Source organism: Burkholderia sp. Se-20373 (assembly GCF_017104705.1).
In the GTDB taxonomy this organism is placed as follows: Bacteria; Pseudomonadota; Gammaproteobacteria; order Burkholderiales; family Burkholderiaceae; genus Burkholderia.
This window is the reverse complement of sequence record NZ_JAAGPH010000045.1, coordinates 15,212-34,367: the sequence shown is the minus strand read 5'-3', so window position 1 is coordinate 34,367 and position 19,156 is coordinate 15,212. Positions and strand designations below refer to the sequence as shown.

Below are 19,156 nucleotides of genomic sequence, written 5' to 3'. Positions count from 1 at the left end.
CCTATCGAACCATGCCATGACCCACTGGATAGACCGCTCCCACCGCGGCGACTGCCGCGACCTGATGCGCACGATGATCGCTGACGGCGTGAAGGTGCAGACGATCGTAACGAGCCCGCCGTACTGGGGCCTGCGCTCGTACCTGCCCGACGGCCATCCGGACAAGCATCGCGAGATCGGGCAAGAGCCGACCCTGAGCGAGTTCATCAAGACGCTTGTGAGTGTATTCGAGCTTGCGCGCGAGCTGCTCACCGACGACGGCGTTATGTATCTGAATATGGGGGATTCTTACGTGAGCGCAGGTTCTCGACGTAAAGTGCCTTATGGCACTTCCGGCAAAGAACCTGAAGATTCTCAAGCGTGTGATTGTCTTTGCGAAAGTCTTTGTGATGCGTGTCGCAAGCCTTATTGGATTGGCAAATCTCACAGCGACCGCCGGCACGAAGCCATGCCTGCTCTTTCGCTTTTCGCGTCCAGCCGCGGGAATATGGAATCCGAGAGCGCCCATCCTCCCACATTGGATTTTGCTCCTGAGGTTGACCGCACTTTAACCGCCAGTCAGGATCATTCGCGCGCTCAAGTGATTCCGCTCGACGAACCGAGCGGCGCTCAGAAGTCCACCACCACTCGCGAATCTTATCCGCGACACCGGGAAGACTACCGCCAGTCGGTCCCTTCTTCGGGATGCCTTTTGTGCGGGCGCTCATTGCAGCGTTCCGTTCAGGCGTCCGCTCATATGGCGGTGTGCATTTGCGGCACATCGCCGCACGGGTCGGCGTTTGGTAGACAGGACACGGATGTTTCGCGCTTGGCATCCGGATATTTAACCACGCCGTCCCTGAAGCCGAAAGACCTGGTCGGCCAACCGTGGCGCCTCGCGTTCGCGCTGCAAGACGCCGGCTGGTATCTCCGGCAGGACATCATCTGGCACAAGCCGAACCCGATGCCGGAGAGCGTGCGCGATCGCTGCACGAAGGCGCACGAATATCTGTTTCTGCTGAGCAAGAGTGAACGTTACTACTTCGATGCCGAGGCAATCGCTCAGCCCTTGGCTGAATCTAGCGTTGAGCGGCTTTCTCAGCAGAATCTTGTGAATCAGGCCGGAAGCGATCGGGTGCCAGGCAAGATCAACGGCAGCATGAAGGCGGTCGGCCCGCGCTTCGGCGGCAGCAAATACGGCGACGACGATCGAGAAGAGTCTCGGACGAAGAGCGGCAATGAGTGGCATGGCGGAAAAGGCCGCGCGAACAGGCGATCCGTCTGGACCATCCCGACGCAGTCATACAGCGGCGCGCACTTCGCGACCTTCCCCGAGGCGCTCGTCGAGCCCTGCGTGCTCGCCGGCAGTCGGCCCGGCGACGTGGTGTTCGATCCGTTCTTCGGTAGCGGCACGACTGGCCAGGTCGCGCAACGGCTCGGGCGCCGCTTCCTCGGCTGCGAATTGAACCCTGATTACGAATCCCTACAACGCGACCGACTGCGGCAATCGAGCCTTTCTTTCCTCTAGTGCGTGCTTAGCATTGACGGCTTACGCGAATCCGCCGTCGATGCTCATCTTGATAGTAGCGATTGCCGCCGCCTGCGCTGCTGCCCGGCTCGGATAGATCTTGCCAGGATTTTCGATCTTGACCAGCGTCCACGGATGCTGGTCACACGTTCTCGCCAATTGCGAGACCAACTGGATACCTCCGCCGACTTCGCGCGCGCGGATGCTCAGATTGCGACCTTCGTACCTGTCGACCAGGTGGATTCGATGAGCCATGACAACCTCCGTTCCGGTGAGTGACTGGAACCAGCATGGAACCTCCTAACGCTTTTATCAAGCGTCCGAGTTGCTCGCGATACAAATAAAAACTGTGACCCATTCAACCTATTCTGGAGCCAGACATGACTATCCGAAACGAAAATTGCCCGCTCACGCAGAACGAGAGCGGGCAAGAACTCAAGACAGTCGAGGCACGAGCGCTGTCCGAAAAAGTTAACGACACGTCGAGCAAGAACCTTAGCCGACGAGAGAGCCCCGCTCCCGGACTGGCAAGCGAGGCGACAGCTCAGCGGTCGGACACGGAGAGAACCCATACGGAGGTTGACCCGACCGCCGAAGTCATTCTCGGCTCGCGCGCTGCCAGCAACAATGGAACGAGTTCGAAAGTGGGCTCGGCACCCATGCTCCAGAAGATTCCCGTCGTGCGCGACCAGGACGGCTACTTCATCCACCCCGATCTGCGCCATTTCTGGATCGTGACGATGGATGGCGCCGAGCACTGCTCGAAGGAACAGTGGGCCGCTCTCGAAGCTCAGGCCGGCATCAAGACGTCGATCTACTACCTCGAATCCGAGCCCGAAGATCACCCCGCCATGCAGGCGTATTGGGAGCGCGGCGAAGGCGCGTGTCAGTGGGATCCCGAACCGGAACCGGGCTGGTGGCTGATCGAGATCGGCGACAGCGAAGACGGCCCATATGCCGTCTATGCGACGCACACACATGGCGCCTAAATGGTCAGGTCATGCGTCAGGTCGAGGACGAGCGCGGTCTTCGCGGCTCCTCTCCGCATTCCGCGCCCGTCGTCGAAACCAACCATTGCGCGCGCAATGAGCTGGCGCAACTTTTCGACGTGCGGCGCTCGTTGCTCCTGGTCGGAATTGCGGAAAGCGTCGAGAAATGTATCCGAAAAGTAAATGGATACGCTTCGCGACCACTGGGTCAATTCTTCGGGCTGGTCAGGGATCGGCCACACAACAAAGAAGTTCACCGACGACCCGAGATGAAACTCAGCCCCACCGGGAAATACGTCGGAGATTGCATCAGCAATGTCCTGAAGCTCGGGCAAATGACGTTCATCGATTTTAAGCATTTCAGCCTCCAATCTGGGGCAGCCCTCTGGGTATGGGTCGTCGAGTTCAGGCGTATCGGCTGAGCCACTCCTCGGAAAAATTCTTCGCGTAAGCAACGGCCTCGGTCTCTGTGTCGAACTGACCAAGGCTGCGGAAAGCCGCTTCCCTGCTGAACCCCAATTTCGTCACTTCAACCTGGGCGGCATACTTGCCGCCCTCCGTCACGCGCGGTTCGCAGTTCATTTCGTACCCGCGCATCACAAATTTCTTCTGCATTGGTTCAACGCCTTTTTGAGACAGAGGGATCGTAGCATGGTCGACTCACCTACTCTGATTGCGCCTGCCCCGTACGTCACCGTGGGGCTTGCCGCCATGATCACGGGCCTCACCGAGAAAGCCATCCGTCGAAAAATCGAGGACGGAAAGTGGCTTGAAGGTCGAGAGTACCGACGCTCGCCTGACGGCGGCATCTTCATTTCCATCAAAGGGTATCAACTATGGGTAGAGCAAGCGGCGGTGTAGAAATTCGCACGTCATCCATCCGCCTGAACTTCACACTCGACGGCAAAAGAGAGCGGCAAACGCTGATGCTGAACGGCAAACCGATGCCGCCCACACCAGCAAACGTCAAGTACGCTCACCGCCTGATCGCCGAGATCGTCGATCGGATCAGGCTAGGAACCGTCAGCTTGGTCGAGTATTTTCCGACCTCTGGCGCACCCAGCACACTGACCGTCGGCGGCTGGCTCGACACCTGGCTCGCCGCCCAGCGAATCGAATCTTCGACGAAAGACGGATATGAGAGCGCCATCCGATTCTGGAAAGCCGCGGCGTGCGACAAGAGTCAGAATCCGCTCGGCCCCACTCCCCTCCGCAGATTGAAGTTGAGCCATATCTTGACTGCGATTGCGGGCCGGCCTGACCTGAGCGGCAAAACGGTCAACAATTACGTGTCGGTAATGCGAAAGGCGCTCGACTTGGCCGTATCCGACAATGTGTTGACCGACAATCCCGCGGCAAATGTTCCTCGTGCGAAACACCAAAAGCCCCCGCCCGATCCGTTTTCCCGCGACGAGTCGGAAAAAATCATCGATGAGGCCGAGCGCGCCCATCCCGGACAGGTACATAACCTCATCGAGTTCTGGTTCTGGACCGGCCTTCGGACATCGGAGATATTCGGCCTGCAGTGGCTAAATGTGGATTTGCAGAATGGGACCATTCTGGTCGCCGAAGCACTAGTCCGCGGCGAGCATAAGGATCGAACCAAGACAGCAGTCGCACGCACAGTTCGCCTGAACAGCCGGGCCCTAGCCGCATTGACACGTCAGCGCTCATTCACCCAGATTGCTGGCGCCGCGATCTTTCATGATCCGCGGTACAGCACTCGGTGGGAGGACGAGCGTGCATTCCGGCGGAGCTTCTGGACGCCGATTCTGAAACGGCTCGCGATTCGATACCGCCGGCCGTACAACATGCGGCATAGCTACGCGACAGCGATGCTGATGGCCGGAATGACCCCAGCCTTTTGCGCGAAACAGCTCGGGCACAGCATCGAGATGTTCCTGACAACGTACGCGAAATGGATGGATGGCGAGCAGAACGCTCTAGAGATGGCGAGGCTCGAATCGACGTTATTGTCCCCGAGTTGTCCCCCGCAAAGCAAAACAGGCGCCTAAGCGCCTGTTTTGTTAATGCATTCTGTGGGGTGGCTGATGGGACTCGAACCCACGACGACAGGAATCACAATCCTGGACTCTACCAACTGAGCTACAGCCACCACTGTTACTGCTTTTTTCTTCGCTGCTTTTGTGTTTCAGCAGCGAAGAACAAGATTATACGAACACTTTTGAATCTTGCAAAGCTTTTTTTTCAAAAATTTCTTCGGCCTCGTTCAGATGCGCGCGCGCCTCGTCGAACACGGCCAGATCCGCTCGCGCGAGCTTCTTGTTGTCGGACAGCACACGACGCCAGCCGCGTGCACCGGGCATGCCGCGATACAGTCCGAGCGCGTGCCGCACGATCGCGCCGAGGTAGGTCCCGCGCTTCAGTTCGGCCGCGCAGTATTCGATCAGCTTCGCCTCCGCCTCTTCGCGCGTCGGCACCGCCGCGGTCGACCCGTAGAAGCGCGTATCCACCTCCGCGAGCACGTAGGGGTTGTGATACGCCTCACGGCCAAGCATCACGCCATCGACATGCTCGAGATGCTGCGCAACCTCGTCGAGGGTCGTGATACCGCCGTTGATGACGATCTCGAGCGACGGAAAATCGCGCTTCAGCTGATACGCATAGTCGTACTTGAGCGGCGGGATCTCACGATTTTCCTTCGGCGACAGCCCCTTCAGGATCGCATTGCGCGCATGCACGACGAACGTTTCGCAGCCAGCCTCGGCCACCGTACCGACGAAGTCGCGCACGAACGCGTAGTCCTCGACCGCGTCGACCCCGATCCGGTGCTTGACCGTGACCGGCACCGACACCGCATCGCGCATCGCCTTCACGCAGTCGGCAACGAGTTGCGGCTCGTTCATCAGGCACGCGCCGAACGCGCCGCGCTGCACGCGCTCGGACGGGCATCCGCAATTCAGGTTGATTTCGTCGTAGCCCCACTGCTCGCCGAGCTTCGCCGCGCGCGCGAGATCATCCCGCTCGCTACCGCCCAACTGCAGCGCAACCGGCGATTCGTTCGGCGTGAACGCGAGATGGCGCTGGGCATCGCCGAACAGCAGCGCACCCGTCGTGATCATCTCCGTATACAGCCAAGTATCGCGCGTCAGCGTACGGTGGAACGACCGGCAATGGCGGTCAGTCCAGTCGAGCATGGGCGCGACGGATACGCGGCGGGGAGGAAGCGAGGACGGTACGGACATGGATTTCGGGCAACAGGCCAGGCGGCGCGGAAACAACCCGGTATTTTACCGCAACACGGGCTGTGCCTGCCCGGCACGCGTGCTACCCCTCGCCCAGCTCCGCATCGACCGCCCGCCGTGCCTCGTCGAGCACGCGCTCGATCACACGTCGCTCGGTCAACAATATCCCGTCGACCTTGACGAGCCGCCAGTCGATCCGCACCGCATCACCCTGCAGCACGCGATAATGCGCATGCTCGCCGTCCCAGACCTGCTCGGTCTTCACCTCGATCTCGAAGCCGCGGTACGGCTCGCTGAAATCGCCGAGGTCGCTGCCTCTCGGTTCCATCGCACGCTCCGTGGCGACGCAGCGCCGGCCGCCCAGGCGGCCCGGCGCCGCGCGCTCAATCGTATTCGTCGGATAAAAAGGATTTGCCATCGGCCGTCAGGTCGACCCGGTCGGCCGCCGCCTGGTAGATCAGCCCCTCGTTCAGCAACGCGTAGACGGCGTCGTCGAACACGGCGGGAACCGGCCGGCTTTCACCGAACTGGTCGATCCATTTCAGCGCCTCGATGGCTTCGGGGGAAAGGATGGGGGTCATGCGTTGGCCTCCGGCATCGGTGTCGCTCCATCCTAGCACTTCGTCCGGACGTCGAATACCGAGGCAAACGCGCTGCGCCAATGCCGGGCGGCGCCAACGGGCGGGTTGCCCGCGGCGCGGCGCCGGTGCGGCACACGCGGGCTCAGAGGCGCGCGATCGATACTTCGGTCGATTTCACGAGCGCGACGACTTCCGCGCCCACCTTCAGTTCGAGTTCGTCAACCGAACGGGTCGTGATCACCGACGTGACGATGCCGAACGGCGTCTCGACGTCGACCTCGGAGACCACCGATCCGCGAATGATCTCCTTGACCTTGCCCTTGAACTGGTTACGTACGTTGATTGCAGTGATGCTCATCAGGTTGATCGCTCCGAAGAAAAAGATCTCAGAACGGGCGGCCGCTGCCGCCCGGAATTAAACGGCCCAGCGGATCTGCCCGACCGGTCGAACGTTGTCTGCCTCATGCGGTGCGTCGTGGTCGGCCCCACCGGGCCCGCCGGCGAGCACGCGTTTCAGCACGCGATCCTCGAGCGCCGCAAACGCGGCCGACGCGCGGGCGCGCGGCCGGTCGAGCGGCACCGGCTGATCCAGCGCCACCCGCCCCTGCTCGATGAGCAGGATACGGTCGCCGAGCGCGACGGCCTCCTGCACGTCGTGCGTGACGAGGAGCGCGGTGAATCGATGCTCGCGCCACAACCGCTCGATCAGCGCGTGCATCTCGATGCGGGTCAGCGCGTCGAGCGCGCCGAGCGGCTCGTCGAGCAACAGCAGTTGGGGCCGGTGCACGAGCGCACGGGCCAGTGCGACACGCTGCCGCTGGCCGCCCGACAGTTGCGCGGGCCAGTCGTTCGCGCGTTCCAGCAGGCCGACTTCATCGAGCACCGCGCGTGCCTGGTCGCGCGCGCCGCGTCCGAGGCCCAGCATCACGTTCTGCAGCACGGTTTTCCATGGCAGCAAGCGCGCATCCTGGTACATGATCCGCGTATCGAGTTCGCCGCCGCCCTCGCCGCGCGTTTCGAGCGTGCCGCTGCTCGGCTGCTCGAGTCCCGCGACGAGACGCAGCAGCGTCGATTTCCCGCAGCCGCTGCGGCCGACGATCGCGACGAAACTGCCGCGCGCGATGCCGAGCTCGACGTTGTCGAGCACCGTGCGTGCCCCGAAGCGCTTGCTGACACCCGACAGCGTCACGGCATCGTCGGTTGTCGGGCTTCCTGGCCGTCGCCGCGCGAGCGGAACGACGGATGCGCCAGCGTCACGTTCGAGAACCGCTGCGTCCCGCGCATCGCCGTCCGCGACACGCGCCTGCGCCAGTTCGGCCTCGAGGTCTGCGCCGGCAAGCGGGCCGTAGGCGGCCGAAGTCGTCGCATTCATGCCTTTGCTCCTGATTGATAAGCGGGGTGCCAGCGCAGCGTCACGCGCTCGAGCCATTTCGCCAGCACGTCGGCCAGCTTGCCGAGCACCGCGTACAGCAGGATGCCGACCACCACCACGTCGGTTTGCAGGAATTCACGCGCGTTCATCGTCATGTAGCCGATGCCCGACTGCGCGGAGATCGTTTCCGCGACGATCAGCATCACCCACATCAGCCCGAGTGCAAAGCGCACGCCGACGAGAATCGACGGCAACGCACCGGGCAGGATCACGTCGCGGTACAGCGCAAAGCCGCGTACGCCGTAGCTCTTCGCCATCTCGATCAGGTTTGCATCGACCGAGCGGATCCCGTGATACGTGTTGATGTAGACCGGGAAGAACACCCCGAGCGCGACGAGGAACAGCTTCGCCTTCTCGTCGATGCCGAACCACAGGATCACGAGCGGAATCATCGCGAGCGCCGGGATGTTGCGAATCATCTGGATCGTCGAATCGAGCGCGACCTCGGCCGCCTTCGACAAGCCGGTGGCGAGCCCCAGCGCGAGGCCGACGCCGCCGCCGATCGCGAAACCGAACAGCGCGCGCCACGTGCTGACCTTCACGTTCGCCCACATTTCACCCGACGTCACGAGCGACCAGGCCGCTCGCACGACCGCCACGGGTTCGGGCAGCACGCGGGTCGACAGCCAGCCGATGCGCGCGCCGACTTCCCATGCCGCCAGCAGCGCGAGCGGCACGAGCCACGGCGCGACGCCGCGCCATGCGCGGGCGGCCACGGCCGCGGCCGTCGTCGACGTTTTCGTTGTCATCGCAGGCCTCCGGTCGCTCAGCTCTGGGCCGCTTTCGGCAGATAGCTGTTGCCGACGATCTCGCCGAACGGGCCCGACAGCGGGCCAGTGGCCTTCGCCGCGCCGTTGCCCTTGATCAGCGGGAATACGAGTTCCGCGAAACGGTACGACTCCTCCAGGTGCGGATAGCCGGACAGGATGAAGGTCTCGATGCCGAGATCCGCGTATTCGCGCATGCGCTCGGCGACCTGCTCCGGGTTGCCGACGAGTGCGGTGCCCGCGCCGCCGCGCACGAGGCCGACGCCGGCCCACAGGTTCGGATACACCTCGAGCGCCTCGCGGCCGCCGCGCTTGCCGCCGTGCAGCGCGGCCATCCGGCGCTGGCCTTCCGAATCCATGTTCGCGAACGCCTTCTGCGCGCGTGCGATGGTTTCGTCGTCGAGGCGGCTGATCAGGCGCTCTGCGTCGCGCCATGCTTCGTCCTCGGTCTCGCGCACGATCACGTGCAGACGAATGCCGAACTTGATCTTGCGGCCGCGCGCCTCGGCGCGGGCGCGAATATCGGCGATCTTCTTCGCGACGGCCTCGGGCGGCTCGCCCCAGGTCAGGTAGGTGTCGATGTGATCGGCCGCGATCTCGTGCGCAGCCGGCGACGAGCCGCCGAACCACAGCGGCGGATGCGGACGCTGCATGGGCGGATACAGTGCCTTGCCGCCCTTCGACTGCAGATGCTTGCCGATGTAGTCGAACCCGCCGTTGTCGTGCGACGCGGACAGCAGCCCGCGCCAGATGTTCAGGAAGTCGTCGGTGATTTCATAGCGCGTGTCGTGATCCGCGAACAGGCCGTCGCCTTCGAGCTCGGCGGCATCGCCGCCCGTCACGACGTTGATCAGCAGGCGGCCGCCCGACAGGCGGTCGAACGTCGCGGCCATCCGCGCCGACAGCCCCGGCGATGCGATGCCGGGACGGATCGCGACCAGGAATTTCAGGCGCTGCGTCGCCGGGATGAGGCTCGACGCAACGACCCACGCATCCTCGCAGGAACGGCCGGTCGGCAGCAGGACGCCTTCGTAGCCGAGCGTATCGGCCGCCACCGCGACCTGCTTGAAGTAATCGTAATCCGCGGCGCGCGCGCCTTCGGCCGTACCGAGGTAGCGGCTGTCGCCGTGCGTGGGGATAAACCAGAACACATTCATCTGCTGCTCCTGCTTGACTGTCCTTGCCGGAATTTGAAAAAGACACCACCCTGCTCGCGTCGCGGATGAGCGGCGCATGCATGGTGTGCGTTCGAATCGGGATGGCTCGCCGTTCAGGCCGTGCAGCGGGCGAGGACGCGATTGCACGGCTGTTTCTGGGAAATCAGTCTAGGGATCGGTGCAGGGCTTTGGAACGATTTTTTTGAGCTTAGGTTTTCCGCTTTCGTGATTAGCACGACGCTGGAGCGAATATCGCGGCGGGCGGGCCCTATAATGGCGCACCTATCCGAATAACTCCGCGCGGACGGCCCCGGCCGTGCGCGCCTGCGGTGCACTCATCGATGCAGAAAGTCATCCTGCCATTCCTGTCCGGCTTCCTGGCCGCCCTGTTCTTCCGCGAAGCCACGCTCGCCCTCCTTCATACGGCCGACCTGATCGCCGCAACCGGCTTCTCCACGCAGCCGTTCGCGCCGCTCGGCATTCCTGAATTTGTCGCGAACGCGCTGATCAGCGCGTGCTGCGCGATCCCGATGGCATGGCTGCTGCGCGTCTCGCCGGAGCGCGAGGCCTCGTGGATCGGCGCGCTGGTGTTCGGCGGCATCGTGCTGACGGCCGCCCGCGTGTTCGCGATCGATCCGCTGCGCGGCATCTGGCCGTCGGGCAACATGATGCCCGTGCTCGCGGCCGGCTTCGCAGCGAACGCGGTATGGGGCTTCGGCGCACTCGTGTTCATGCGCGCGTTCATGTCGGACGACGCAGGCGACGAATAACGCGGCGGCAAGCGCTGCGCCCTTCGACCACCCACCGGTCGACACCCATGAAAAAGGCCGCCTGCTCGTGCAGGCGGCCTTGTCGTTTCCAGCGCGCGCTTCGGTCAGTCCGGCCGACGTCAGTCCTGCAATTTCCGCAGCGGATGCGTGTCAGGCGTCCACGGGCTGTCGAACATCGCGAGCACGTCCGCGCGATCGATATCGGCGGACGACTTGAAGCGCCAGGCCGGCTGGTGGTCCTTGTCGACGATCAGCGCACGCACGCCTTCGATCACGTCGCCGCGCGCGAACGTCGAGCGCGTGAGATCGAGATCGCGCCGCAGGCAATCGGCCATCGTTGCGCCGCGTGCACGTTCGACGACTTCCAGCGATACGGCCATCGACAGCGGCGACAACTGTTCGCGCATCGCATGAGTCGCCTTCTCGACCCATCCGTCGACGGCCGCGCAATCCGGCTCGGCGTCGAGCGACGCGAGGATCGCGCCGATGTCCGGCTGCGCGAAATGCCGGTCGATCCCGGCACGCGCGTCGGCCAGCGTCGACGTGTCGGGCGTCGGCACGACCTTGTGTGCGGCCGCCGCGTCGGCCACGCACGCGACTGCCCGCTCGCCGCTGTCGATGCGCGCGCTGCGCAGCGTATCGAGCAGCGCCGGCAGTGCGGCATCGGGCAGATAGACGTCGGCGAGCTGCGCGTACAGCGCGCCGGCCGCGTCGAGCGTCGCGCCGGTCACGGCGAGATAGCGGCCGAGCGCGCCGGGCGTGCGCGCGAGGAACCAGCTCATCCCGACGTCCGGGAACAGGCCGATACGGGTTTCCGGCATCGCCATCTTCGTCGAGTCGGTCACCACACGCAGGCCGCCCGTATGCCGCGCCGCCTGCGAAATCCCCATGCCGCCGCCCATCACGACACCGTGCATCAGCGCGATATAAGGCTTCGGATAGGTGAAGATCGTGTGGTTGAGCGTGTACTCCTCGGTGAAGAACGTGTCGACCGCATCGCGGTCGCCTCGCTGCCACGCATCGTGGAAGAAGCGCACGTCACCGCCCGCGCAGAACGCGCGCGGATGCGGGCTGTGCACGACGACCGCGACGACCTCCGGATCGTCGCGCCATGCGTCGAGCGCCTGCTGCATCAGCCGGATCATGCCGACCGACAGCGCGTTCAGCGCCTTCGGCCGGTTCAGTTCGAGAAAGCCGATGCGGTTCGCGACAGTCGCGCGCACGTCGGGCTGAGTGGATTCGGCGGAAACGGCAGCGGAAGTGGGATCGGTCATGAGGGTCATCCGGCAAATGGCAGTCGCACGCTCAGTGCGCCTGCATCTTCGAGAACAGGTTCAGCACCACGACGCCGGCGATGATCAGGCCGAGGCCGATCACGGCCGGCAGGTCCGGCACCTGGCGATAGAGCAGCATCGCGACGAGCGTGATCAGCACGATGCCCGCGCCCGACCAGACGGCATAGATGATGCCGACGGGCATCGTGCGCAACGTGATCGACAGGCAGTAGAACGCGATGCCATAACCGGCCACGACCAGCAACGACGGCCAGAGGCGCGTGAAGCCGTCCGCCGCGCGCAGCGCCGACGTGCCGATCACTTCCGCGACGATCGCGATCGCGAGCCATGCGTAACCGGGAAGCTGCATCGCTCAGCTCCTTGCGAGGGCCAGCACGGCGTAGTCGTGGCCGAGTTCGGCACATAGCGCCTCGACGACGAATTCGTGGTCCGCGCGCTGCGGCAGCCCCGACGCGGTGATCGAGCCGATCACGCCGGCACCGGCGACGGTCAGCGGGAACGAGCCGCCGTGCGGCGAATATTCGGCGATCGGCAGCCCGTGCTTGTCGACAAGCGTCGCGCCGGCCTGCTGCATGCGCAGGCCGATCGCGTACGAGCTGCGGCGGAAATGTGCGACGACGTTGCGCTTGCGGCGCACCCAGTCGGCATTGTCGGGCGTGGCGCCAGCAAGCGCCGCGTAGAACAGCGGCTGGCCGAACGTGACGATGTCGATCGCGATCGCATGGCCACGCGACGTCGCGAGCGCGTGCATCCGGTTGCCGAGCGCCCATGCGCGGGCCGCGTCGAATTGAGGAAATACGAGCGCCTGTTCCTGCGCGCCGATCGATTGCAGATCGTGAGCGATGTCCATGAATCCGTCGATACAGTAATGAGAGTCGCAACAGCGCCGAAACGATCGCGCACGGCCCCGCTGCCGAAGAAACGAAACAAACCGCTCGATTCTAGCGCACGCACCCGCCGTACCGGCCCCACAAGCAGCGACAAGAAATTGTCAGAAAACGCTTGCACGCATTCGGGTTACTCCTTATAATTCATTTCTTCGACGGACGCGGGGTGGAGCAGTCTGGCAGCTCGTCGGGCTCATAACCCGAAGGTCGTAGGTTCAAATCCTACCCCCGCAACCAACCGTCCAGAATTACGCAAAAAGCCCGGCTCCGCGCCGGGCTTTTTGTTTTCCGCCGCACGCCCCGTCCCGCTTCGCGCGACACGCGGCCTGCACGCGCAGGCGTTCAAGAATGCCGCGCCCCGGTGATACACTCGCATCACCTCGTCCCTTCCACTCGACATGAAATTCTGCTCCGTCTGCGGTCACGAAGTCATCGCGCGCATTCCTCCGGGCGACAACCGCGAGCGCTTCATCTGCGATCACTGCGGCACGATCCACTACCAGAATCCGCGCAACGTCGTCGGCACGGTTCCGGTCTGGGGCGATCAGATCCTGCTGTGCCGCCGTGCGATCGAACCGCGCTACGGGTTCTGGACGCTGCCCGCGGGCTTCATGGAAATGGGCGAGACGACGGCCGAAGCCGCCGCGCGCGAAACGCTCGAGGAAGCCGGCGCGCGCGTCGAGGTGCAGAACCTGTTCACGCTGCTCAACGTGCCGCACGTGCACCAGGTCCACCTGTTCTACCTCGCGCGGCTCACCGATCCGGCGTTCGAGGCCGGCGAGGAAAGCCTCGAAGTGAAGCTGTTCGACGAAGCCGACATCCCGTGGGACGAAATCGCGTTCCCGACCGTCAGCCAGACCCTGCGATTCTTCTTCGCCGATCGCGCCGCGGGAGACTACGGCGTGCACACCGGCGATATCTTCCGCTCGCTGCGCAACGGCTGAGCCCCCGCCCCATGGTCCCCTGGCTCGGCCCGGACGATCCGTTTCCGCCCATCGAACGCGCGCTCGGTCCCGCGACCGGCGCGCCCGGGCTGCTCGCCGCGAGCGCCGACCTGCTGCCCTCGCGCCTCATCGACGCGTACCTGCGCGGCATCTTCCCGTGGTATTCGGACGGCCAGCCCGTGCTGTGGTGGAGCCCCGACCCGCGCATGATCCTCGTGCCGGCCGAATTCAAGGTGTCGCCCTCGCTGCGCAAGACGCTGAAACGCGTGCTGCGCGAGCCCGAATGGGAAGTGCGCGTCGACTACGATTTTCCCGGCGTGATGCGCGCGTGCGCGCAGGCGCCGCGGCGCGGGCAGCGCGGCACGTGGATCACGGCCGAGATCATCGACGCTTACACGTCGCTGTACCGCTCCGGCAACGCGCACAGCATCGAGACGTGGCACGACGGGCGGCGCGTCGGCGGCCTGTACGGCGTAGCGTTCGGGCGGATGTTTTTCGGCGAATCGATGTACGCGGATGCGACCGATGCGTCGAAAATCGCGCTGGCCACGCTCGTCGCGCACCTTCGCGAGCAGGGGCTGGAAATGATAGACTGCCAGCAGAATACGTCGCATCTAGCGTCGCTCGGCGGCCGCGAGATCGCACGCAAGGCCTTTGTCGCTCACGTGCGCAGCGCGGTAGCCGAACCGCCGATTCCGTGGCAGTTCGACAAGCGCGTGCTCGCCGCGCTGACGGGCCGCGCCGAAACGGCGGCCCCCTCCGGGATCGAGCGCTAGCGCGGCACTCCCTCCCTGCAACGAGAGCTGCCCATGACTCACCCGACTGAGCTGCCGCTTTCACCGCTTTCGGCGCTGCAATTCTATGCAACGGCGCCCTATCCGTGCAGCTATCTGGACGGCCGCGTCGCGCGCTCGCAAGTCGCGACGCCGAGCCACCTGATCAACTCCGACATCTACACCGAGCTCGTGAAGGCCGGCTTCCGGCGCTCGGGCGTCTTCACGTATCGTCCGTACTGCGACGGCTGCCGTGCCTGCGTGCCGGTGCGCGTCCCCGTCGCCGCGTTCGCGCCGTCGCGTACGCAGCGCCGGATGTGGAAGCGCCATCGCACGCTCGTCGCGACGGTTTCGCCGCTGCACTACGACGAAGAGCACTACGCGCTCTACATGCGCTACCAGTCCGCGCGCCACGCGGGCGGCGGCATGGATCGCGACAGCCGCGACCAGTACGAGCAATTCCTGCTGCAGAGCCGGATCAACTCGCGCCTCGTCGAATTCCGCGACCTCGACGCCCCGGGCGGCGAGCCCGGGAAGCTGCGCATGGTCAGCATGATCGACATCCTCGGCGACGGGCTGTCGTCCGTCTACACGTTCTTCGAGCCCGACGACCGGCACACGAGCTACGGCACCTACAACATCCTGTGGCAGATCGAGCAGGCGAAGAGCCTTGGCCTGCCCTACGTGTACCTCGGCTACTGGATCCGTGAGAGCCCGAAGATGGCCTACAAGGCGAACTTCCACCCGCTCGAAGGGCTGGTCGACGGCCGCTGGAAGATACTCGATCCGGAACGGATCGACCTGCCGCCCGTCGATGCTGCGCTGGCCCGCGCGCCGTTGCCGGGCGGGCATTCCGGCTCGGGCTGACGCGCGCCGCGGGGGTGACGAAGCGAAGCGCGCCCCTGCCGCCCAACTCCCGGTAAAATAGCGGGTTGTCATTCATTCCGGCTGTCCGCCCTATTCCCGTGTTCAGTTCCCTTTATCCGCTGGCCCGCGCATCCCTGTTCAAGATGGATGCGGAAGACGCTCACCACCTCACGCTGCGCGCGCTCGGCGCGGCCGGCCGCACGGGCCTTGCCTGCGCGCTGTCGGCCCGCGTGCCCGACGCGCCGCGCACCGTGATGGGGCTCACGTTCCGCAACCCGGTCGGCCTCGCGGCCGGCCTCGACAAGGATGGCGCGGCCATCGACGGCCTCGCGGCCCTCGGCTTCGGCTTCATCGAAGTCGGGACGGTCACGCCGCGCCCGCAGCCCGGCAATCCGCGCCCGCGGATGTTCCGCCTGCCGCAGGCCGAAGCACTGATCAACCGGATGGGCTTCAACAACCACGGCGTCGACCAGTTCGTGAAGAACGTCCAGGCTGCCCGCTATCGCGGCATCCTCGGCCTGAACATCGGCAAGAACGCCGATACGCCGATCGAGCGCGCCGCCGAGGACTACCTGTACTGCCTCGAACGCGTGTACCCGTTCGCGAGCTACGTGACGATCAACATCTCGTCGCCGAACACGAAGAACCTGCGCCAGCTGCAGGGCGCGGGCGAGCTCTACGCACTGCTCGCGGCGCTGAAGGACAAGCAGCAGCGCCTCGCCGACCTGCACGGCAAGCTCGTGCCGCTCGCGCTGAAGATCGCACCCGATCTCGACGACGAACAGGTCAAGGAAATCGGCGACACCCTGCTGCGCCACAAGATCGAGGCGGTCATCGCCACCAACACGACGCTGTCGCGCGCGGCCGTCCAGGGCCTGCCGCATGCGGACGAAGCCGGCGGCCTGTCCGGCCGCCCCGTGTTCGACGCGTCGAACGAAGTGATCCGCAAGCTGCACGCCGAAGTCGGCAGCGAAGTGCCGATCATCGGTGTCGGCGGCATTTTCTCGGGCGAGGATGCCCGCGCGAAGCTCGCGGCCGGCGCGGCGCTGGTGCAGCTCTATACGGGGTTCATCTACCGCGGTCCCGCGCTCGTCGCGGAATGCGTGAAGGCCGTCGCCCGCGAACGCACCGCGTAATATAGGCATAAACAAACGATATTTAAAAATCGATTGCATTTTTGCTATCGTCGACCCTTATCAGAATCAATGACCCGGACAGGGCAAGGAAACACACGATGAAGATTGCGCTGCTGAAGAAGCTGCTGGTTGCCGGCCTGATCGGCACGTCGTTCGCCGCTGCCACCGCGCATGCGGCCGACCTCCTCGACCAGGTGAAACAACGCGGCACGCTGCGGGTCGGCCTCGAAGGCACGTTCCCGCCGTTCAACTCGAAGAACCCGCAAGGCGAACTCGTCGGCTTCGACGTCGACATCGCGAAGGCCGTGGCCGCGAAGCTCGGCGTGAAGGCCGAATTCGTGACGACCGAATGGAGCGGCATCATCGCCGGCCTGCAGGCCGGCAAGTTCGACGTGATCGCCAACCAGGTCGGTATCACCGACAAGCGCAAGGAAACGCTCGACTTCTCGCCGGCGTACACGTACTCGTCCGCGCAGCTGATCCAGCGCAAGGACGACACGCGTGACTTCAAGTCGCTTGAAGACCTGAAGGGCAAGAAGCTCGGCGTCGCGCTCGGCACGAACTACATGGACATGGCGAAGTCGGTGCCCGGCATCGACGTGAAGACGTACCCGGGCGCGCCCGAGTACCTGCGCGATCTCGCGGCCGGCCGTCTCGACGCGGCGCTCAACGACCGCCTGATGCTCGCGTACCTGACGAAGAACTCGCAACTGCCGCTGCGCCCGGGCGCGAACGTCGGTTCGGCGAACCCGTCGGGCATCCCGTTCAAGAAGGGCAACCCGAAGTTCCAGAAGGCGATCGACGACGCGATGGTGCAACTCGAGGCCGACGGCACCTTCACGAAGATCTCGGACAAGTGGTTCGGCATCGACGTGACGAAGCCGATCAAGTAAGCGCGCCTGCATTTCCCGCCTGACGGCGGGCCGGAAAGGGCGGCATCCGTCACGATGCCGCCCTTTGTTTTATGCGTCCGGTTTATGATTGCGCTTTCGCGCACGCATTCGATTCGTATTCCATGTCGACAACGTCCCTGCTCGTCCAATCGCTGCCGGTGCTCGCCCAGGGCGCCGTCCTGACCGTCAAGTTCGCCGTCCTGTCGATGGTGTTCGGCCTGCTTGGCGCCGTCGTGCTCGCGATGATGGGCATCCGGCAAAGCGAAGCGCTCGACGGCTTCGAACGCATCTGGGTCAACGCGCTCGCGTGGCTGGCACGCGCATACGTGAGCCTGATGCGCGGCACGCCGCTGCTCGTGCAGATCTTCGTCATCTACTACGGGCTGCCGAGCCTCGGCATCTCGCTCGACCCGACGCCCGCCGGCGTCATCGCGCTGTCCGCGAACGTCGCCGCCTACATGTCGGAAAGCATGCGCGGCGCGATCAACGGGATCGCGCGCGGCCAATGGCTCGCCGCGTACAGCCTCGGGTTGTCGTGGGGGCAGACGCTGCGCTACGTGATCGGCCCGCAGGCGCTGCGCATCGCGGTGCCGAGCCTGTCGAACAGCCTGATCAGCCTGATCAAGGACACGTCGCTCGTGTCCGTGATTACCGTGACCGAACTGCTGCGCAGCGCGCAGGAAGTGATCGCGGCAACCTATCAGCCGCTGCCGCTCTATCTCGCCGCCGCGGCCGTGTACTGGATCCTGTGCCAGATCCTCGAATGGGTGCAGCGCTGGTACGAAAAGCGCCTGTCGCTGCCGTCGCGGCACTGAGCGCACGCCGCGCGCCGGGCCGCTCGCGCGTGCCCGGCTCCCGCCTTCCCGCTTACTCGCCCGAATAACGCACGCCGAGCGCCGCTCGCGCGGCATCGGTCATCGCGATCATCTGCCGCGAATGGTCGTGCGTCATGATCGGGCTTTCGGTCTTGCCCGCGCGCAGCAGGTCGCAGAAATGCGCGGTCTCGTAGTTCAGCCCGCCGCCGTCGACCGGTGCGTCGAGTTCGACGGTGCGCCCGTCCGCATAACGAATCGTCGCACGCGCGGGGTTCCACCATTTCTCGTGAATCGTCACGTGGCCGCCGGCCGCGGCGATCAGCGCGTCGCCGCGCCCCATCACGTCGAGCCCGCAAAAGAGCTGCGCGATCCCGCCGTTCGCATGCACGCTGTTCAGGCTTGCGAACAGATCGACACCCGTCTCGCCGACGCGGCCGAGCGTCTGCACGTCGCACGCGGCGCCGAGCCAGTCGACCGCGAGAAACGCCTCGTAGATCCCGATATCGAGCAGTGCGCCGCCCGCGCGATCGAGACGATAGACGGCATGGTCGCCCGGCACCGATGACGATGCGCACCCTGCCCGCACGAGCCGGATCTCGCCGATCGGATCGTCATGCAGATGCGCACGTAACTGACGGTACAGCGGGAAGAACGGCGGCTTCATCGCCTCCATGAAAAGCCGCTCGGCGTCGCGTGCCGCACGCAGCACGGTGTCGAGCTGCGCCGCGTTCAGCGTCGCGGGCTTTTCGCACAGCACGGCCTTGCCGGCAGCCAGCGCGGCCAGCGTGTACTGCGCGTGACTGTCATGGAGCGTCGCGATGTAGACCGCGTCGATATCGCTCGCGAGGAGTGCTTCGAGGCTTGCGGCAGGCGTACCGCCGTACGCTTCGCAAAAGTCTGCCGCGGCACCGGCGCGGCGGGCCCAGGCACCGGCGAGCGTGGCGCCCGGCACGTGCGCGAGGCTTTGCGCGAAACGGCGCGCGATGCTGCCGGCGCCAACGATGCCGAAGCGCACCGTGCGATGGTCGTTGTCGTTCATCCTGATCTTCCGTGTCGGTCGTATGACGATGGCCGGCACGCTGCCGGCCGGCCGTCATGATAAACGGCCCGCGGCACACGGATGAGCGACTCGCGCAG

At 64.8% G+C, this 19,156-nt stretch carries 25 protein-coding genes and 2 tRNA genes; 12 read left to right on the top strand and 15 right to left on the bottom strand.

From position 1 onward, the window contains the following. Positions 1–16: 16 nt before the first annotated feature. Positions 17–1,507 (top strand): site-specific DNA-methyltransferase, encoded by a 1,491-nt coding sequence (locus tag G3N96_RS16930; protein ID WP_346778897.1) that lies wholly within the window; start codon positions 17–19, stop codon positions 1,505–1,507. 21 nt (positions 1,508–1,528) lie between these two features. On the opposite strand, the gene G3N96_RS16925 is transcribed toward G3N96_RS16930, so the two are convergent. Beyond that, the gene (locus G3N96_RS16925) at positions 1,529–1,762 is read right to left on the bottom strand and encodes a hypothetical protein (protein ID WP_206137888.1); all 234 of its coding nucleotides are present in this window, start codon (positions 1,760–1,762) and stop codon (positions 1,529–1,531) included. A 125-nt stretch (positions 1,763–1,887) separates the two neighbouring features. On the opposite strand from G3N96_RS16925, the gene G3N96_RS39215 reads away from it, so the two are divergent. Next, positions 1,888–2,496, top strand: coding sequence for a hypothetical protein (locus tag G3N96_RS39215; protein ID WP_241022680.1), 609 nt, complete (start codon positions 1,888–1,890; stop codon positions 2,494–2,496). On the opposite strand, the gene G3N96_RS16915 is transcribed toward G3N96_RS39215, so the two are convergent. Continuing rightward, complete coding sequence (locus tag G3N96_RS16915) at positions 2,493–2,855, bottom strand: hypothetical protein (RefSeq protein WP_206137887.1); 363 nt, start codon at positions 2,853–2,855, stop codon at positions 2,493–2,495. The genes G3N96_RS39215 and G3N96_RS16915 overlap by 4 nt on opposite strands. Before the next feature lie 46 nt (positions 2,856–2,901). Beyond that, positions 2,902–3,111 carry a hypothetical protein gene (locus G3N96_RS16910; protein ID WP_206137886.1) on the bottom strand — a complete coding sequence of 70 codons (210 nt, stop codon included), beginning with the start codon at positions 3,109–3,111 and terminating at the stop codon, positions 2,902–2,904. 36 nt (positions 3,112–3,147) lie between these two features. Here G3N96_RS16910 and G3N96_RS16905 point away from each other — a divergent pair, with 36 nt between their 5' ends. Beyond that, positions 3,148–3,357, top strand: coding sequence for an excisionase (locus G3N96_RS16905; protein WP_206137885.1), 210 nt, complete (start codon positions 3,148–3,150; stop codon positions 3,355–3,357). Then, positions 3,333–4,511 carry a site-specific integrase gene (locus G3N96_RS16900; protein WP_206137884.1) on the top strand — a complete coding sequence of 393 codons (1,179 nt, stop codon included), beginning with the start codon at positions 3,333–3,335 and terminating at the stop codon, positions 4,509–4,511. Before G3N96_RS16905 ends, G3N96_RS16900 begins: the two co-directional genes overlap by 25 nt. Before the next feature lie 25 nt (positions 4,512–4,536). Here the strand turns inward: G3N96_RS16900 and G3N96_RS16895 are convergent. The 8 genes from G3N96_RS16895 to ssuD all read right to left on the bottom strand — a co-directional run bounded on the left by G3N96_RS16895 (position 4,537) and on the right by ssuD (position 9,639). Then, positions 4,537–4,612, bottom strand: a tRNA-His gene (locus G3N96_RS16895). Positions 4,613–4,667: 55 nt separating this feature from the next. Further along, positions 4,668–5,654 (bottom strand): tRNA dihydrouridine(20/20a) synthase DusA, encoded by a 987-nt coding sequence (dusA, locus tag G3N96_RS16890; RefSeq protein WP_235986660.1) that lies wholly within the window; start codon positions 5,652–5,654, stop codon positions 4,668–4,670. 130 nt (positions 5,655–5,784) lie between these two features. Further along, complete coding sequence (locus tag G3N96_RS16885; RefSeq protein WP_011351864.1) at positions 5,785–6,030, bottom strand: hypothetical protein; 246 nt, start codon at positions 6,028–6,030, stop codon at positions 5,785–5,787. Positions 6,031–6,085: 55 nt separating this feature from the next. Next, positions 6,086–6,283: a hypothetical protein gene (locus tag G3N96_RS16880; RefSeq protein WP_206137883.1), complete on the bottom strand. Its 198-nt coding sequence runs from the start codon at positions 6,281–6,283 to the stop codon at positions 6,086–6,088. Between the two features lie 142 nt (positions 6,284–6,425). Continuing rightward, on the bottom strand, positions 6,426–6,641 hold the full coding sequence (locus tag G3N96_RS16875; RefSeq protein WP_006476104.1) for a TOBE domain-containing protein: 216 nt from the start codon (positions 6,639–6,641) through the stop codon (positions 6,426–6,428). 57 nt (positions 6,642–6,698) lie between these two features. Then, positions 6,699–7,655: an ATP-binding cassette domain-containing protein gene (locus G3N96_RS16870; protein WP_206137882.1), complete on the bottom strand. Its 957-nt coding sequence runs from the start codon at positions 7,653–7,655 to the stop codon at positions 6,699–6,701. After that, positions 7,652–8,464 (bottom strand): aliphatic sulfonate ABC transporter permease SsuC, encoded by an 813-nt coding sequence (ssuC, locus tag G3N96_RS16865; protein WP_089439997.1) that lies wholly within the window; start codon positions 8,462–8,464, stop codon positions 7,652–7,654. Before ssuC ends, G3N96_RS16870 begins: the two co-directional genes overlap by 4 nt. Before the next feature lie 17 nt (positions 8,465–8,481). Beyond that, positions 8,482–9,639 (bottom strand): FMNH2-dependent alkanesulfonate monooxygenase, encoded by a 1,158-nt coding sequence (ssuD, locus tag G3N96_RS16860; protein ID WP_206137881.1) that lies wholly within the window; start codon positions 9,637–9,639, stop codon positions 8,482–8,484. Positions 9,640–9,980: 341 nt separating this feature from the next. Between ssuD and G3N96_RS16855 the strand changes: the two genes are divergently transcribed. After that, on the top strand, positions 9,981–10,409 hold the full coding sequence (locus tag G3N96_RS16855) for a hypothetical protein (RefSeq protein ID WP_006484223.1): 429 nt from the start codon (positions 9,981–9,983) through the stop codon (positions 10,407–10,409). Between the two features lie 119 nt (positions 10,410–10,528). On the opposite strand, the gene G3N96_RS16850 is transcribed toward G3N96_RS16855, so the two are convergent. From G3N96_RS16850 to G3N96_RS16840, 3 genes are read right to left on the bottom strand one after another with little or no spacing between them, the layout of a single operon-like run. After that, the gene (locus G3N96_RS16850) at positions 10,529–11,683 is read right to left on the bottom strand and encodes an enoyl-CoA hydratase/isomerase family protein (RefSeq protein WP_206137880.1); all 1,155 of its coding nucleotides are present in this window, start codon (positions 11,681–11,683) and stop codon (positions 10,529–10,531) included. 31 nt (positions 11,684–11,714) lie between these two features. After that, on the bottom strand, positions 11,715–12,053 hold the full coding sequence (locus tag G3N96_RS16845) for a multidrug efflux SMR transporter (protein ID WP_039358831.1): 339 nt from the start codon (positions 12,051–12,053) through the stop codon (positions 11,715–11,717). A gap of 3 nt (positions 12,054–12,056) precedes the next feature. Next, complete coding sequence (locus G3N96_RS16840; RefSeq protein ID WP_206137879.1) at positions 12,057–12,554, bottom strand: heme-degrading domain-containing protein; 498 nt, start codon at positions 12,552–12,554, stop codon at positions 12,057–12,059. 197 nt (positions 12,555–12,751) lie between these two features. Between G3N96_RS16840 and G3N96_RS16835 the strand changes: the two genes are divergently transcribed. From G3N96_RS16835 to G3N96_RS16805, 7 genes are all read left to right on the top strand, one after another. Continuing rightward, positions 12,752–12,828: transfer RNA gene (locus tag G3N96_RS16835), tRNA-Met, on the top strand. A gap of 161 nt (positions 12,829–12,989) precedes the next feature. After that, the gene (locus G3N96_RS16830) at positions 12,990–13,535 is read left to right on the top strand and encodes an NUDIX hydrolase (protein ID WP_089425269.1); all 546 of its coding nucleotides are present in this window, start codon (positions 12,990–12,992) and stop codon (positions 13,533–13,535) included. A gap of 11 nt (positions 13,536–13,546) precedes the next feature. Then, on the top strand, positions 13,547–14,311 hold the full coding sequence (gene aat, locus G3N96_RS16825) for a leucyl/phenylalanyl-tRNA--protein transferase (RefSeq protein WP_124584175.1): 765 nt from the start codon (positions 13,547–13,549) through the stop codon (positions 14,309–14,311). Between the two features lie 33 nt (positions 14,312–14,344). Further along, on the top strand, positions 14,345–15,175 hold the full coding sequence (locus tag G3N96_RS16820; protein ID WP_206137878.1) for an arginyltransferase: 831 nt from the start codon (positions 14,345–14,347) through the stop codon (positions 15,173–15,175). Between the two features lie 98 nt (positions 15,176–15,273). Continuing rightward, positions 15,274–16,311, top strand: a complete 1,038-nt coding sequence (locus G3N96_RS16815; RefSeq protein ID WP_206137877.1) for a quinone-dependent dihydroorotate dehydrogenase — start codon at positions 15,274–15,276, stop codon at positions 16,309–16,311. A 98-nt stretch (positions 16,312–16,409) separates the two neighbouring features. After that, entirely contained in the window at positions 16,410–17,204 is a 795-nt protein-coding gene (locus G3N96_RS16810; RefSeq protein WP_124584171.1) for a cystine ABC transporter substrate-binding protein, read from the top strand. Between the two features lie 122 nt (positions 17,205–17,326). After that, positions 17,327–18,019, top strand: coding sequence for an amino acid ABC transporter permease (locus tag G3N96_RS16805; RefSeq protein ID WP_006484207.1), 693 nt, complete (start codon positions 17,327–17,329; stop codon positions 18,017–18,019). 52 nt (positions 18,020–18,071) lie between these two features. On the opposite strand, the gene G3N96_RS16800 is transcribed toward G3N96_RS16805, so the two are convergent. After that, positions 18,072–19,058 (bottom strand): Gfo/Idh/MocA family oxidoreductase, encoded by a 987-nt coding sequence (locus G3N96_RS16800; RefSeq protein ID WP_206137876.1) that lies wholly within the window; start codon positions 19,056–19,058, stop codon positions 18,072–18,074. Positions 19,059–19,156: the final 98 nt, after the last annotated feature.